This is a genomic window from Paraflavitalea speifideaquila, from assembly GCF_032395985.1.
Lineage (GTDB): Bacteria > Bacteroidota > Bacteroidia > Chitinophagales > Chitinophagaceae > Paraflavitalea > Paraflavitalea speifideaquila.
On the sequence record NZ_CP135920.1, the window covers coordinates 256,086 to 269,731 of the forward strand.

The 13,646-nt window shown below is 45.6% G+C and carries 26 protein-coding genes and 1 pseudogene; 24 read left to right on the top strand and 3 right to left on the bottom strand.

The features are described from left to right. Positions 1 to 4 precede the first annotated feature (4 nt). Positions 5 to 931, bottom strand: coding sequence for a PfkB family carbohydrate kinase (locus tag RS881_RS01830; RefSeq protein ID WP_315819516.1), 927 nt, complete (start codon positions 929 to 931; stop codon positions 5 to 7). A gap of 249 nt (positions 932 to 1,180) precedes the next feature. Between RS881_RS01830 and RS881_RS01835 the strand changes: the two genes are divergently transcribed. The 7 genes from RS881_RS01835 (at position 1,181) to RS881_RS01860 (ending at position 3,620) form a co-directional block, all read left to right on the top strand. Next, complete coding sequence (locus RS881_RS01835) at positions 1,181 to 1,771, top strand: TetR/AcrR family transcriptional regulator (protein WP_315819517.1); 591 nt, start codon at positions 1,181 to 1,183, stop codon at positions 1,769 to 1,771. A gap of 36 nt (positions 1,772 to 1,807) precedes the next feature. After that, complete coding sequence (locus RS881_RS01840) at positions 1,808 to 2,203, top strand: FAD-binding oxidoreductase (RefSeq protein WP_315819518.1); 396 nt, start codon at positions 1,808 to 1,810, stop codon at positions 2,201 to 2,203. Next, a complete protein-coding gene (locus tag RS881_RS58905) occupies positions 2,199 to 2,369 on the top strand; it encodes a ferredoxin reductase domain-containing protein (RefSeq protein ID WP_350340368.1) in 171 nt (56 codons plus the stop codon). Before RS881_RS01840 ends, RS881_RS58905 begins: the two co-directional genes overlap by 5 nt. Further along, complete coding sequence (locus RS881_RS01845) at positions 2,366 to 2,617, top strand: ferredoxin reductase domain-containing protein (RefSeq protein WP_315819519.1); 252 nt, start codon at positions 2,366 to 2,368, stop codon at positions 2,615 to 2,617. The genes RS881_RS58905 and RS881_RS01845 overlap by 4 nt, the downstream gene beginning before the upstream one ends. 68 nt (positions 2,618 to 2,685) lie before the next feature. Then, complete coding sequence (locus RS881_RS01850) at positions 2,686 to 2,895, top strand: 2Fe-2S iron-sulfur cluster-binding protein (protein WP_315824995.1); 210 nt, start codon at positions 2,686 to 2,688, stop codon at positions 2,893 to 2,895. Positions 2,896 to 2,994: 99 nt separating this feature from the next. Further along, entirely contained in the window at positions 2,995 to 3,345 is a 351-nt protein-coding gene (locus RS881_RS01855) for an HAD family hydrolase (RefSeq protein ID WP_315819520.1), read from the top strand. Next, positions 3,342 to 3,620 carry an HAD-IA family hydrolase gene (locus RS881_RS01860; protein WP_315819521.1) on the top strand — a complete coding sequence of 93 codons (279 nt, stop codon included), beginning with the start codon at positions 3,342 to 3,344 and terminating at the stop codon, positions 3,618 to 3,620. Before RS881_RS01855 ends, RS881_RS01860 begins: the two co-directional genes overlap by 4 nt. Before the next feature lie 91 nt (positions 3,621 to 3,711). Here the strand turns inward: RS881_RS01860 and RS881_RS01865 are convergent, their stop codons facing one another. Further along, a complete protein-coding gene (locus RS881_RS01865; protein WP_315819522.1) occupies positions 3,712 to 3,966 on the bottom strand; it encodes a DUF4834 family protein in 255 nt (84 codons plus the stop codon). A gap of 488 nt (positions 3,967 to 4,454) precedes the next feature. Between RS881_RS01865 and rimP the strand changes: the two genes are divergently transcribed. The 12 genes from rimP (at position 4,455) to RS881_RS01925 (ending at position 11,024) form a co-directional block, all read left to right on the top strand. Next, positions 4,455 to 4,964 carry a ribosome maturation factor RimP gene (gene rimP, locus RS881_RS01870; protein ID WP_315819523.1) on the top strand — a complete coding sequence of 170 codons (510 nt, stop codon included), beginning with the start codon at positions 4,455 to 4,457 and terminating at the stop codon, positions 4,962 to 4,964. A 62-nt stretch (positions 4,965 to 5,026) separates the two neighbouring features. After that, positions 5,027 to 5,488: a NusA N-terminal domain-containing protein gene (locus tag RS881_RS01875; protein ID WP_315819524.1), complete on the top strand. Its 462-nt coding sequence runs from the start codon at positions 5,027 to 5,029 to the stop codon at positions 5,486 to 5,488. Between the two features lie 181 nt (positions 5,489 to 5,669). Further along, a complete protein-coding gene (gene nusA / locus RS881_RS01880) occupies positions 5,670 to 6,272 on the top strand; it encodes a KH domain-containing protein (protein WP_315819525.1) in 603 nt (200 codons plus the stop codon). Positions 6,273 to 6,471: 199 nt separating this feature from the next. Continuing rightward, positions 6,472 to 6,993 (top strand): hypothetical protein, encoded by a 522-nt coding sequence (locus tag RS881_RS01885; RefSeq protein ID WP_315819526.1) that lies wholly within the window; start codon positions 6,472 to 6,474, stop codon positions 6,991 to 6,993. 110 nt (positions 6,994 to 7,103) lie between these two features. Continuing rightward, positions 7,104 to 7,367 carry a hypothetical protein gene (locus tag RS881_RS01890; protein ID WP_315819527.1) on the top strand — a complete coding sequence of 88 codons (264 nt, stop codon included), beginning with the start codon at positions 7,104 to 7,106 and terminating at the stop codon, positions 7,365 to 7,367. Further along, positions 7,336 to 7,758, top strand: coding sequence for a hypothetical protein (locus tag RS881_RS01895; protein WP_315819528.1), 423 nt, complete (start codon positions 7,336 to 7,338; stop codon positions 7,756 to 7,758). The genes RS881_RS01890 and RS881_RS01895 overlap by 32 nt, the downstream gene beginning before the upstream one ends. Further along, entirely contained in the window at positions 7,734 to 8,540 is an 807-nt protein-coding gene (locus RS881_RS01900; protein WP_315819529.1) for a translation initiation factor IF-2, read from the top strand. Before RS881_RS01895 ends, RS881_RS01900 begins: the two co-directional genes overlap by 25 nt. Then, complete coding sequence (locus RS881_RS01905) at positions 8,473 to 9,513, top strand: translation initiation factor IF-2 (RefSeq protein ID WP_315819530.1); 1,041 nt, start codon at positions 8,473 to 8,475, stop codon at positions 9,511 to 9,513. The genes RS881_RS01900 and RS881_RS01905 overlap by 68 nt, the downstream gene beginning before the upstream one ends. A gap of 158 nt (positions 9,514 to 9,671) precedes the next feature. Next, on the top strand, positions 9,672 to 10,139 hold the full coding sequence (locus RS881_RS01910) for a SurA N-terminal domain-containing protein (RefSeq protein WP_315819531.1): 468 nt from the start codon (positions 9,672 to 9,674) through the stop codon (positions 10,137 to 10,139). A 35-nt stretch (positions 10,140 to 10,174) separates the two neighbouring features. After that, complete coding sequence (locus tag RS881_RS01915; protein WP_315819532.1) at positions 10,175 to 10,426, top strand: peptidylprolyl isomerase; 252 nt, start codon at positions 10,175 to 10,177, stop codon at positions 10,424 to 10,426. A 56-nt stretch (positions 10,427 to 10,482) separates the two neighbouring features. Further along, a complete protein-coding gene (locus RS881_RS01920) occupies positions 10,483 to 10,689 on the top strand; it encodes a peptidylprolyl isomerase (RefSeq protein WP_315819533.1) in 207 nt (68 codons plus the stop codon). Next, a complete protein-coding gene (locus tag RS881_RS01925; protein ID WP_315819534.1) occupies positions 10,674 to 11,024 on the top strand; it encodes a hypothetical protein in 351 nt (116 codons plus the stop codon). Before RS881_RS01920 ends, RS881_RS01925 begins: the two co-directional genes overlap by 16 nt. Positions 11,025 to 11,199: 175 nt before the next feature. On the opposite strand, the gene RS881_RS01930 is transcribed toward RS881_RS01925, so the two are convergent. Continuing rightward, a complete protein-coding gene (locus RS881_RS01930) occupies positions 11,200 to 11,388 on the bottom strand; it encodes a hypothetical protein (RefSeq protein WP_315819535.1) in 189 nt (62 codons plus the stop codon). Between RS881_RS01930 and RS881_RS58910 the strand changes: the two are divergent. The 5 genes and pseudogenes from RS881_RS58910 to RS881_RS01950 form a co-directional block, all read left to right on the top strand. Continuing rightward, positions 11,372 to 11,557 (top strand): annotated as a pseudogene (locus tag RS881_RS58910) (PAS domain-containing protein); the annotation flags it as partial. The gene RS881_RS01930 and the pseudogene RS881_RS58910 overlap by 17 nt on opposite strands. 35 nt (positions 11,558 to 11,592) lie before the next feature. Then, the gene (locus RS881_RS01935) at positions 11,593 to 12,207 is read left to right on the top strand and encodes a PAS domain-containing protein (protein ID WP_315819536.1); all 615 of its coding nucleotides are present in this window, start codon (positions 11,593 to 11,595) and stop codon (positions 12,205 to 12,207) included. Continuing rightward, positions 12,189 to 12,782: a GAF domain-containing protein gene (locus RS881_RS01940; RefSeq protein ID WP_315819537.1), complete on the top strand. Its 594-nt coding sequence runs from the start codon at positions 12,189 to 12,191 to the stop codon at positions 12,780 to 12,782. Before RS881_RS01935 ends, RS881_RS01940 begins: the two co-directional genes overlap by 19 nt. Then, the gene (locus tag RS881_RS01945) at positions 12,677 to 13,009 is read left to right on the top strand and encodes a PAS domain-containing protein (RefSeq protein WP_315819538.1); all 333 of its coding nucleotides are present in this window, start codon (positions 12,677 to 12,679) and stop codon (positions 13,007 to 13,009) included. The genes RS881_RS01940 and RS881_RS01945 overlap by 106 nt, the downstream gene beginning before the upstream one ends. Continuing rightward, complete coding sequence (locus tag RS881_RS01950; RefSeq protein WP_315819539.1) at positions 13,006 to 13,524, top strand: sensor histidine kinase; 519 nt, start codon at positions 13,006 to 13,008, stop codon at positions 13,522 to 13,524. Before RS881_RS01945 ends, RS881_RS01950 begins: the two co-directional genes overlap by 4 nt. The last annotated feature ends 122 nt before the right edge of the window (positions 13,525 to 13,646 follow it).

A 13,646-nucleotide genomic window follows, 5' to 3' on the forward strand; every position in this document is an offset into this window, starting at 1 on the left:
CATATTAATGCGTTAGCTCTATATCAAAATTTACCAGGTTCACAAACTGCTGGATGCGTTGATCTATATCTGCCTGCGTAATTTCCTTCAACCTTTCGGGGCCAAACTTCTCTACACAGAAAGAAGCCATCGCCGAGCCAACAATAATAGCAGTTTTCATATTCTCAAAGGAGATATCACGCGTACGCGCTATATGACCCATAAAACCTCCGGCAAAAGTATCACCCGCGCCTGTAGGGTCAAACACCGCTTCCAGTGGCAGCGCAGGCGCAAAGAACACCTGGTCTCCATGGAACAACAACGCACCATGCTCCCCTTTCTTAATGATCAGGTATTTAGGTCCCATCTTCATGATCTCTTTGGCAGCCTTTACCAGCGAAAACTGCGCGCTCAATTGCCGGGCTTCACTGTCATTCACCATCAGCACATCTACCAGCTTCAGCGTCTCTTCCAACTGAGGCATCGCTATTTCCATCCAGAAGTTCATCGTATCCATAACGATCAGCTTGGGGCGGGTTTTTAACTGCGTGATCACCTTTTTCTGGATCACCGGGTCCAGGTTACCCAACATCAGAAATTCGGCTCCCTGGTAAGATTCTGGCAATACTGGATCAAAGTCAAGCAATACATTAAGGTCCGTAACCAGCGTATCCCGCGTATTCATGTCCATATGATACCGGCCACTCCAGAAGAAAGATTTCTTGTCAGCTATCACTTCTACACCATCCAGCTCTACACCTCTTTTCGTCAATTCGTCCATTTCTTCCTTTGGGAAATCGAACCCTACGATAGACACCTGCTTAATAGGCCGTACAAAATTACTGGCAGCATAAGCTACATAAGTGGCCGATCCACCTATGATCTGGTCTGTTTTGCCAAATGGTGTTTCAATAGCGTCAAAGGCCATCGTACCTACGGAGATCAAAGACATAATGTAAGGTTGAAATTTTAAATGTTTTAATAATCAGCGCGCAAACCTACACGAAATTCCGGAGGCTATGAAACCAGCACCTCACTTAATTGTTCTACACTCAATCCAATCCCCATGCCCGTCCTGCTCTGGAGGCCATCGCCAGTGCCTAAAGGTCGTTAGCCAGAATGTTTAACCATTTTGTGGATAATTAGGATTTTTTTGCTAACGGGTGTTAGTTCTTTTGTTATCTTTGCCCATTCACCATATATGGCAAAGATTAAAAATAATAGGAATAGCACCCGCAAAGAAGTGATCATTGCCGAGGCTGCTAAATTGTTTCGTGAAAAAGGGTTCAGCGCTACTTCCATGCGTGACCTGGCAGAGCATGTGGGCGTAGAAGCTGCCAGCCTGTATAACCACATCAGCTCCAAAGCCGAAATACTACAGGAGATCTGCTTCAAGGTGGCCAACCAGTTTATGACCCATATTGAGGAAGTTGACAACAGCCACCTATCGGCCATTGCAAAAATTGAGGAGATCCTGCGGTTCCATATCCGGCAAATGGTAGAGCATTATGAGGAAGTGTATGTGAGCGACCGCGAGTGGAAGCACCTAACAGAGCCCTACATGCAAAACATGCAAAGCCAGCGCCGCGCCTACCGGCAAAGGATTGCACTTATTATTGAAGATGGTATCCGGAAAGGGGAGGTCAAGCCTATTGATGCGCCAACCGCTGTGCTGATCATGCTCCACGCCGTAAGCGGAATAGAATCCTGGCACCGCAGCACCAAAAAGATTGAGGGTAATGTGCTGGAAGATAATATGGTCATGATACTCGTTGAAGGATTGAAGAAATAAGGTATTCAGCACCCCATTTCATTAAAACAATTTCTCTTGGCTACCCATTTTCATACACTAACCATCGCTGCCGTACAGAAAGAAACTCCGGAATGCATTTCCATCGTTTTTCAAGTACCTGAAGCACTCAAAACAGCTTACCAATTTATACAGGGTCAGAACATCACCCTCAAGACCATACTTAATGGCGAAGAAATACGCCGTTCTTACTCCATCTGTAGTAGCCCATTTGATAACGAACTGAGGGTCGCCATCAAAGTCGTAGAAGATGGCCGGTTTTCTTCCTGGGCCAATAACCATTTGAATAAGGGCGATAGCGTAGAAGTGCTGCCTCCCAGTGGTCGATTTTTACAGAATTGGACGCTGTCCATAAAAACATTACCTGGCTTTTGCTGCAGGAAGCGGTATTACTCCCATCCTGTCCATTATTAAAACAACCCTTGCCATAGAGCCCCACAGCAGTTTTACCCTTGTATACGGCAATCGCAACCGGGCTTCCATTATTTTCAAAGAACAACTGGAAGCAATTAAGAATCGGTATATGGACCGCTTTACATTGCACCATATTTTGAGCAGGGAAAAACAGATACCGCCTTGAACCATGGTCGCATTAATGAGGAAAAGTGTAGACAGCTCGAAAAGCTCATTCCAGTCGCAGGCATGGATGAGGTCTTTATTTGTGGACCAGAATCCATGATCTTCTCCGTCAAAGAATGGTTGGAAACAAAAGGACTTGAAAAAAAGAAAATTCATTTTGAATTGTTTTCCACCCCGGAGAGCGAAACTGGAAACTCGAAGCTGGAAATAGTACGCCTGATGCTCAATTTCAGACCGCTGGGAAAATAAGCCAGGTTACAGTAAAACTTGACGGCATTTCCTTTGACTTTAACCTGCCATTTGGTGGCCAGTCCATCCTGGATGCTGCATTACAACAAGGCGCCGATCTGCCCTTTGCCTGTAAAGGCGGTGTATGCGCCACCTGTCGCGCTAAACTGGTGGGAGGTAAGGTAGAAATGGATATCAACTATGCCCTGGAGCCGGAAGAGATAGAACAGGGTTTTATACTAACTTGCCAATCCCACCCACACACAGAAAAAGTTGTCGTTGATTTCGATGCTAGGTAATTAATTTGCACACTACACACTTGTCATCTTATTAATAAATCGAGGCAAAAGACTCGCTACACCTAGCCCTAAGCTCCCAGCTTTTCTTACATTTGATCCATGCAACCAATACAAAACATCATCTTCGACCTCGGCGGTGTACTCCTCAACCTCGACATCCAAAAAACAGAAGACGCCTTCACCGAAATGGGCGTAAAGAACTTCAAAGATTTTTTTGCATTAGGACATGCCGCTTCCTTTTTTAAAGAATACGAAGTAGGCAGTATCAGCGATGATGAATTTATTACCGCCTTGCAAAACCTGGCAGGTCTTCAGCTTGAACGGCCAGCCGTTGTAGCAGGATGGAATGCCATGTTGCGCGATTTTCCAACAGAGCGCATTGAATTACTCATCCAGCTAAAAAGAAGTATCGTCTCTTCCTCTTCAGTAATACCAATGCCATCCACTTGACCGCCTTTCAGAAAACATATAGCGATTCTTTTGGCGGCAACCAGTTGGATAGCCTCTTTGAAAAAGCCTGGTATTCCCACTCCATCAACCGGCGCAAGCCCGATGTACAAGCTTTTGAATATGTATTACAGGATGCACAATTGGCGCCGCATGAAACATTGTTTATTGATGATGCACTGGTCAATGTTGAAGGCGCCCGGGCTGCCGGTATGCAAGCTTATCACTTGGAACCCGGTAAAACCGTATTGGAAATAGGTGGAAAATTACTCTCCTGAATCTTTACTTAAGGAGATACAGATGGCCACGTAGCAAATCTTAGCCGCAGGAAATGCTCGCAGCTCGTTGCTCAAAGCTCGCAGCTAGTATTTACTTTATTTCTTCGAAATCAATATAGTCGCCGGATTTCTCTTTGGGAGGAGTGGTGGATTGTTGTTGGGCAGTGGCCGACTGCTGGTAGGGCTGCTGCCTGAATTGCTCATTCTGAGCCTGCTGCATATGGTTTTGAAAATCCTTTACTTGCCTTCTCATCTGGCGGGAAACCTTGAAAATGGGCAGCAGAAAACTGAATACAAACCTGTACACGAAATAACCAAGCAATATCCAGAGAATAACACGTAACATAATATTTGCAAATGTACTATCTAATGATTGAATAAACTGTTAAACCGATATAACAGCCATTACCCGGTTTTGTTGAATAAAAATACCTGCAAACTATTGAATATCTTCTGATTCAGGCAGTTGCTGCCTACGTATTCCCAACACACGCTATAGGAATACTACCCGCCTGGGCAATACCTGGGCAATATCTGGGCAATACCTGGGCATTGGTTAGGCAATACCCTGGCCAGTTGGCTGCAACCCAACCGGAGTGGTAACTCGTCTATTGATACCGGTCCTTGGTGGCTACACCCTCCCAAACCAGTGGATATAATTAGCTGGATACTGCCAAATGCATTACCCAACTTTTCAGGATTTGGTGCGAATAGTTTATTTACCTTACATTTGCATCGGAAAAAGACGAAAAGAGAAGGGAACGGGGTCCGTTCCCTTCTTTATTTCCTATGCTGGTTATGATTATGGATACGCAAGTTTCGACAATTGAAAAAATGGTGGGAGACATACTGGCCGATGATCCCGTACATTTCCTGGTAGAAATCAGGATTAAGCCCACCAACAATGTGAAGGTCTTCCTGGACGGAGACCACGGCATTACAATTGAAAAATGCATTAGCATTAACCGCGCTTTATACAAAAAACTGGAAGAGGCGGCCCTTTTTCCTGGTGATGACTTCTCCCTCGAAGTTTCTTCGCCCGGACTGGATGAGCCCCTTAAAATGTTCCGCCAGTATAAAAAGAATACGGGTAGGTTGGTAGAAGTGTTACTGAAGGATGGTATTAAAGTAGACGGAAAGCTACTGGAGGTACAGGACCAGGAAATCGTAGTAGAAGAAACCAAAGGAAAGAACAAGAAGAAAGAAGTGATAGTACACCGCTTACCTTTTGATGCGATCAAATCAACTAAAATTCAAATAGTTTTTAACAAAGCCGCCCATCAACCAGGGTGCACCGAAAAACCAGGGCACACACACATTTATCTGATACTTTACGTGTGTTAATCCCCGCTTTTCGTGTAATTCATGGTTAAATTCGTGGCTACAAAGGTTTAAAAATGTAGTATATGGCAAGTATTAACCTTATTGAGGCTTTCCAGGAGTTTAAGGAAGCGGAAAATATTGACCGTCCCACAATGATGAAAGTGGTAGAAGACGTGTTTAAAACATTGCTGCGCAAGAAGTTTGGTAGCGATGAAAATTTTGACGTTATCGTAAACGCTGAAAAGGGTGACTTGGAAATCATGCGTCGCCGTACTATTGTGGAAGATGGCGCTGTACAGGATCCACTGGCAGAAGTGGCCTACAGCGAAGCCGTAAGAGTAGCTCCCGACTTTGAAGTAGGGGAAGAACTATATGAGGAAGTAAATATCCTGGATTTTGGTCGTCGTGCTATCCTCGCTGCCAAACAAACCCTGGCCAGCCGTATCAGTGACCTGAAGAAAAATGTGTTGGTTAAGAAATATGGCGACCGGGTAGGCGATATCATCAGCGCAGAAGTATACCAGGTATGGAAAAAGAGATCCTGATGCTGGATGAAGAAAGCAATGAGCTAATACTACCCAAATCAGAACAAATACCCCAGGATTATTTCAAAAAAGGTGAAAATACACGGGCTGTAGTAAAGAAAGTAGAACTAAAAATAACTCACCCGTCATCATCCTTTCCCGTACTTCTCCTTCTTTCCTGGCTAAATTGCTGGAAATTGAGGTGCCGGAAATATTTGATGGCTTAATTGTTATTAAAAAAATAGTCCGCGAGCCCGGTGAAAGGGCTAAGGTTGCAGTCGAATCTTACGATGACCGTATTGACCCTGTAGGTGCCTGCGTAGGTATGAAAGGTAGCCGGATCCATGGTATCGTACGGGAACTGAAAAATGAGAATATCGACGTTATCAACTGGACCAATAACGTTCAGTTGCTGATCCAGCGGTCTTTAACGCCAGCAAAAATTACCAGCATGGAGCTGGACAACGATAAGAAGCAGGCGAATGTCTACCTTAAGCCCGACCAGGTATCCCTGGCTATCGGCAAAAAAGGGGTCAACATTAAGCTCGCACAAGAGTTAACTGGCTATAGCATAGACGTTTATCGTGATACCGAAGGCGAACCCCAGGAGTTCGACATCGACCTCGAAGAGTTCAGCGATGAGATCGAAACCTGGATCATTGATGAGTTCAAACGCATTGGTTGCGATACAGCCCGTAGCGTATTGGACCTTACCGCCGAAGAGCTGGAGCGTAGAACAGACCTGGAAAGAGAAACAATTGATGAGGTTCGGAAAGTGTTGAAGGCCGAGTTTGACAAAGAATAGTTGAGATGTTAAACAGGTCAAAAGAAGTTTAAACCATGCAGTTGGCCTAACTTGTGGCCACTTTTGCAAGCTATCTTCAGGAAATGACTTTTATGACGCCTGAAGATTGGTGAACTTTTAAGACCTTTAATGCCTGTTTGACTGATTAATTTTCATTGCCAAACAGCAAACAAAACAAAAAATTGTCTTACAATAACGAATGGCAGAATTATTAACACCCAGATTGATGGCCGCAGCCAAGGAGTTTAACATCGGTAAAGAAACACTGGTGGACTTTTTGGTGGGCAAGGGATTTGACAAAGACGAACTAAAGCCTACGTCAAAGCTGACGGAGGATATGTATCGCGCTTTGCAACAGGAGTTCCAGAGCGATAAGGTGGCGAAGCTCAAGAGCGACCAGATCGATCTTCCAAAAGGAAGCCTGGAGGCCAAGAAAAAGAAAGAAGAGGAAACCATTGTATTCAAAAAGGATACACCGGCTCCCAAAAAAGAAGAAGAAAAGAAGGACGAGCAACCGCCCCAGCCTCAACCCCAGCCACCGGCGCCAGTAGTGGAAGAACCCAAGCTCGTAGTGGTAGTGGAAGAGCCTGTTCAACCTGAGGTAGTGAAAGTAGAAGCGCCAGAAATAGAAGGGCCCAAAATAATCGACAAGATCGATCTGTCTGCCATCGACTCTTCTACCAGGCCTAAGAAGAGCGTCAAGAAAAAGAGGAAGAGGTAAAACCTGTTCCGCAGCCCGAAGAAAAGGTAGAACCACCCGTTGTAGTAGAGGAAGTACCCGTACCGGAAAAGCAAGAAGAAAAGAAACAAGAGGAGAAAGAGCCCGAGCCAGTGATTGAAAAAGAGGTAGTTGCTGAAATACCCGAAGTGGTAACACCCCAGGAAGAGCCGAAACCGGTAGTTTCAGAAGAAAAAGAAGAAACAGGACCCATTATAGAAAATATTAAAGCCGAAAAACTGGAAGGCCCCAAGATCCTTGGCAAGATCCAGTTACCCATCGGCGGGGATAATCGCCCCAAGCCACAAAGCCAGCAGCCCCAGGCTCAAAATCAGGGAGCAGCAGGTGCCAACAGCGAAGAAAAAGCGCAAGCGTAAACGCATCCCTATTGAAAAGAAGGATACTCAAACGCCACAACAACGCGCACAGCACCTGTTCAAAAGCCCGAGGGTACCCAACAACGCCAGCAAGGTGGTGGGCATGGGCAACAAGGTCATGGTGGTCAGCAAGGCCAGGGCGGCGGTCAGTTCAGGCCAGGTCAAAACCGTGGAGGCCATAGCGGCCCTCGTCCGGGACGTCCTACCATTACCCGCGAGCCCAAAGAGATCAACGAAAAAGAGATCCAGAATAAAATACGCGAAACCCAGGCCAAACTGGCCGGTACCGGTGGTCGCGGTAAGAGCCTCAAGGCTAAATACCGTCGCGAAAAACGCCAGGAACATGCCGATCAGGGTGCGGATGATATGCAGGACAACAAACTGCAGGTAACAGAATTTATCAGCGTAAGCGAGCTCGCTACCCTGATGGATGTGAACTTTGCCGAAGTTATCAGCAAGTGTATGAGCCTTGGATTGATGGTGTCCATCAACCAACGCCTCGACGCGGAAGTAATCGAACTGGTAGCCAATGAATTCGGATATGATGTAGAGTTCATTGACATGGAAAAGCAAATGGAAATGGAGGAGGAAGAAGAGGAGGACAATGTAGAAGACCTCCTGCCACGCGCCCCCATCGTAACCATCATGGGTCACGTTGACCACGGTAAAACCTCTTTGCTCGACTATATCCGTAGCGCCAATGTGGTCGCCGGTGAGTCCGGAGGTATTACCCAGCACATCGGTGCTTATGAAGTTACCCTGGCAAATGGCAAAAAGATCGCCTTCCTCGATACTCCTGGTCACGAAGCGTTTACCGCCATGCGGGCCCGTGGTGCCAAAGTCACAGATATTGCAGTGATTGTCGTCGCAGCCGATGATGCCGTGATGCCACAAACGCGTGAGGCCATCAGCCACGCACAAGCCGCCGGCGTACCCATGATCTTTGCGATCAATAAAATAGATAAAGACGGCGCCAACGCTAAGAAGATCTACGAACAACTGGCCGGTATGAACCTCCTCGTGGAAGAATGGGGCGGTAAGTACCAAAGCCAGGAACTGAGCGCCAAAAAAGGCTTCAACGTAGACCTCTTGCTGGAAAAAAATATTGCTCGAAGCCGAACTGCTGGACCTCAAAGCCAATCCCAACAAGGGAGCCGGTGGTACCATCATTGAAGCTACTCTTGATAAAGGTCGTGGTTACGTAGCCACTGTACTCGTACAGAATGGTACCCTCAAACAGGGCGATCTGGTTGTTTCCGGTCAGCACTTTGGCCGCGTTAAAGCCATGTTCAATGAACGTAACAAACGCGTGGACGATGCACCTCCTTCGACACCCGTACTCATTTTGGGTCTGAATGGTGCCCCTCAGGCTGGTGAAAAATTCAAAGTGTATGTCGATGAGGCCGAAGCCAAAGAAGTGGCCAACCGCCGTGCACAGATCCTTCGTGAACAAGGTATTCGCACCAAGAAACATATTACCCTCGATGAGATCGGTCGCCGTCTGGCACTGGGCAACTTTAAACAGTTGAACCTCATCATCAAGGGTGACGTGGATGGATCGGTTGAAGCCTTGACCGACTCATTGCAGAAACTGTCTACACAGGAAATCGTGGTGAGCGTGGTATTGAAAGGGGTGGGTGCCATCACAGAAAGCGATGTATTGCTGGCTACCGCTTCCGATGCCATCATCGTTGGTTTCAATGTACGCCCATCTGCACAGGCTGCACGCCTGGCCGAAGGCGAAGGCGTGCAGATCAAACTGTACTCCATCATCTATAACGCCATTGATGAGATCAAGAGCGCTATGGAAGGGATGTTGGAACCCAAGATACAGGAGAAGATCGTGGCCAATGTCGAAGTGCGCAACGTATTCAAATTTGATAAAGCTACCGTGGCCGGATGTTACGTACTCGATGGAAAGATCCTGCGTAACTCAAAGATCCGCGTTATCCGCGACGGTATCGTAGCATATCCCAAAGGCGAAGGTCAAAGTGCCGAACTGGCATCACTTAAACGCTTTAAAGACGATGTCAAAGAAGTTCCATCCAATATGGAGTGCGGTTTAACCGTGAAGAACTTCAGCGATATCCAGGTTGGTGATATCATCGAAGCTTTTGAAGAAGAAGAAGTTAAAAGAACATTATAGAATACTCAACAGTGGGTCGCCTTTTAAAGGCGGCTCACTGTTGAGTTCATTCCTGCTTTCCGTTGCCTGCCCAAGTCAGGCAAATTTTTGTTAATTAACAGGCACCCTGTTGCTGTTTATCTCGCCCAAAAAGTATTTTTGAGTTTATCCCGATTAATATGAAGCAACTTTTTACCGTATTTACAGCCCTCTTGTTGGTAACTGCAGCCTTTTCACAGGCTCCCCGTAAAGTAGTAGCCGATAAAATTGTAGGTATAGTAGGTGATAAGATCATATTACGTTCCGATGTATACAATGAAATACTCGATAGGCAGCGTCGTCAGGAAGCCGTGCCTGAAAATGCTGAATGCATGATCCTTGAGCAGATCCTCGGCATGAAAGCCCTGGTTTTGCAAGCCGAGAAAGACTCTTTACTGATAACCGATGATGAACTCGAAGCTTTATTGGATAACCGTATCCGCGCTTTCATCCAAATGTATGGCGGTAAAGATAACCTTGAGCAAATTGCTGGCCGGACCATTTACCAGATCAAAGAAGATTTCCGCCAATCCATCAAAGAAGGTAAAATGGCGGAGAATATGCGGGATAAGATCGTAGGAAACCTGAAGATCACCCCCAGGAAGTAAAAGAATACTGGGATAAAATACCGAAAGATAGCCTGTTGTTTTACGAATCCGAAGTGGAAATTGGAGAGATCGTGAACTACCCAAAACCCAGCCGTGACCTGGAAAAACTGGCCATGGATGAGTTGAATGATTTTAAACAACAGGTGGAATCCGGCAGGCAGAAATTTGAAACCCTTGCAAGACTGTATACAGACGATCCGGGTAGTAAAGAAACAGGCGGGCGCTATGCTATCAACCGTACCGAAAAAGCTGGGATCCTGCATTTATCAACAATGCATTTCGCCTGAAAGAAAAGCAAATATCTCCTGTATTCAAATCCAAGTTTGGTTACCACATCATTTACATGGAAAGCCGTTCCGGTGACGATGCCATCGTGCGTCATATCCTGCGCATCCCTAAGATCACTGAGGCCGAAACAAACCAGGCCATTGAAAGACTCGATACAGTTCGGGCCAAACTTATCGCTGGTACACTTACTTTTGGAGAAGCTGTTAACAAATACAGTGATGACGATAACTCAAAATTCACAGGGGGATGCATCCTCCTGTAACCATCGATCAACTGGACAAGGATATGGTAGAAATGATGAGTAAGACGAATATGAAACCGGGTGAATTCTCAAAACCCACCTCCTTTTCTGATGAACGAAAAAAACAGGGTGTCCGTATCGTTTACCTTAAATCAAGATCACAACCCCACCGCGAAAACCTGAAAGATGATTATGACAGGGTATCCCAAAGAGCCCTGGAACTAAAGAAACAACAGGCACTCGAAAAGTGGTTCGCTTCAAAAATCCCTTCTTATTACCTCATGGTAGACAGTGACTTTACCCATTGTGCCAACCTCAGCAATTGGTATCAATATGCTGCCAAAGCAGTTAAATAGGTGTAAACACTTATGGCAGATAGAAAGTAAGGTTACTTGCTAAATAACCAGTCCCTTTAAAGTAATTTGGTAGGTATTTACCATTATGGTCATTGCCGTATCCCTCCGGAAATGAATATAGTGGACTACTACCCGTAATGCTACAGCAGACTACAAATCCCAGGCGCGTTGAAGGTCAGTCCTTCAGGCTGTTTACTGATGCGCACGACTGTATTTTAGCTGCTTCAGTTAACAGTACGCCAATCGCGGGGAAAAATGCTTGCCAACAACCACTGGTTGACCATTTTATCGAAGAACCTGTGCTATCGCCACTTGATATATTCTCATCATTCGACAACATGCCTGCCATGGTACGTTTCTCCAATGCGCAGCATCAACTCCTTTATTCAAATAAGTGCTGGACAAAGTACACAGGGATTGCCCGGGAAGAGTTGCAGACCCTTGGTTGGCAGGCAGTAGTTCATCCCGAAGATCTGCCCGGTATCCTCAATAGCATCCAGGAGCAAATGCAGATTCGTATACCCATTACGTTCGAATACAGGCTTAAAACCGTTGCCTCTATTTATCGATGGGTACGGGATACAGGCATCCCCGGTTTTCAGCCCAGGCTGTTTTTGAAGGGTACCTCATTACGACTACAGATATCCATGAACATAAAACAGCCAGTGAAGAGAGCTTCATGCAGGCACAGGCTGTTAATAATGTTTCAGATGTGATCATTTCTACCGACCTCCAATTTAGAGTAACCGTATTTAATAAAGCAGCGGAAAGTATGTACGCCATTAAAGCGGCACAAATAATAGGCTGTTCTATACGTGATTTTATTGACCACAAATACCCTGAATGCACAAGAGAGGAAGCACTACATGAACTATACCTGAAAGACGCATGGGAAGGATTGGCCTATTATGATCGGGCCGATGGGAAACGTATCTACATGAACTGTTCATTGGCTTTTATTAAGGATCATGAAAACAGGCGCATAGGTATTGCTGGTATTCATCGTGATATCACCTCCCTGCGCGAGGCCGAAACTGCCAGGAAACAACAAGAGCAACTCCTCCTGCTTGAAAAACAAGTACTGGAAATGAATGCCTTGCCTGGCATATCACTTAAAACCATCACCGATTTTTTCCTCGAAGGTATTGAAGGTTTTTCCCGGGAATGTTGTGCTCAGTACTAACAATCGATCCCGATGATGGAGGCCTGGCCCATCTTTCTGCCCCCAGTATATCTGCCGAATATACCAGCCTCATACGGCATATAAAACCTGGGCCTGCTGTTGGGTCCTGCGGCACTGCCATTTATCGAAAAGAGCCTGTTATTACCGTTGATATTTATCAAGACCCCTTATGGGAGAAATACCTTTACCTCGCCGATCGTTTCGGCCTTAGATCCTGCTGGTCATTGCCTATAATCAATAGCCAGGGAGAGGTATTAGCTACCATTGCAGCTTATCATAAGTTTGCCAAAGCGCCAGAACAGGACCAATTGTCCGTATTAGAACGGGTATCCAATTTGTTGCGTGTTATTATCGAAAATAAGAATGCCGAAGTACGTATACGCGCTAGTCATGAAAGATACCTCCTGGTTACACGCGTTACCAATGATGTTATATGGGATTGGGATATATTGAATAATGATAACATGCATTGGGGCGATGGTTTCTATGCCCTTTTCGGCTACCCCCTGCCTATATCCGTAAAACAAATGGTTTTTGGGAATCTTGCCTCCATCCCGATGACCGTGAGCGGGTAATTAAAAGATTGGATCAGTTCATAACCGGTAATAAATCAAGGATCTGGGAAGATGAATACCGGTTTAAAAAAGCTAATGGAGAATATGCACTGGTTCATGATCGTGGGTTTCTTATTTTTGATCAGGAAGGAAAGATTAACCGGATGGTTGGTTCCATGCAAGATGTAACCGAAAAAAGAGAACTGGAAAAGCAATTGCTGAAACAGGAGCTGGACAAACAAAAATGATTGCCCAGGCCGTAGTGAACGCACAGGAAAAAGAAAGAGCTGATATCGGGAAGGATCTTCATGATAATGTAAACCAGATCCTTACTACCGCCAAACTGTACCTCGAAATGGCAAAACATGAGGAAACAGAGCGTATGCCACTCATCAATCGTTGTTCCGATAATATCGCCGACGCGATCAATGAGATCCGTAGTATCTCTAGATCATTGGTGCCCGCCAGTATCGGCGATCTGGGGCTCGTAGTCTCTATTCAAGACCTGGTAGAAAATGTGAATGCAACCAGGCAATTGGAAATGGAATTTAGCCACCAGGGCGATATTGATGCAACGATTGATGAGAAAAGGAAGCTCATGCTTTTCCGGATCATCCAGGAACAGGTCAATAACGTTTTGAAACATGCAGGGGCTGATAGGGCAATTATTGGTCTTACAGTCCATCCTGGCATAATTAACCTGATCATACAGGATAATGGCAAGGGATTTGAACCTGAAAAAGTGAAGGCAAAAAAGGCGTAGGCCTATCAAATATTGCCAGCCGTGTGCACTTATTTAATGGAACCATCAATATAACCACAGCTCCTGGAGAGGGCTGTACCATTACTATCAATGTACCGCTATAAAAAGCAAAACACCTTAAC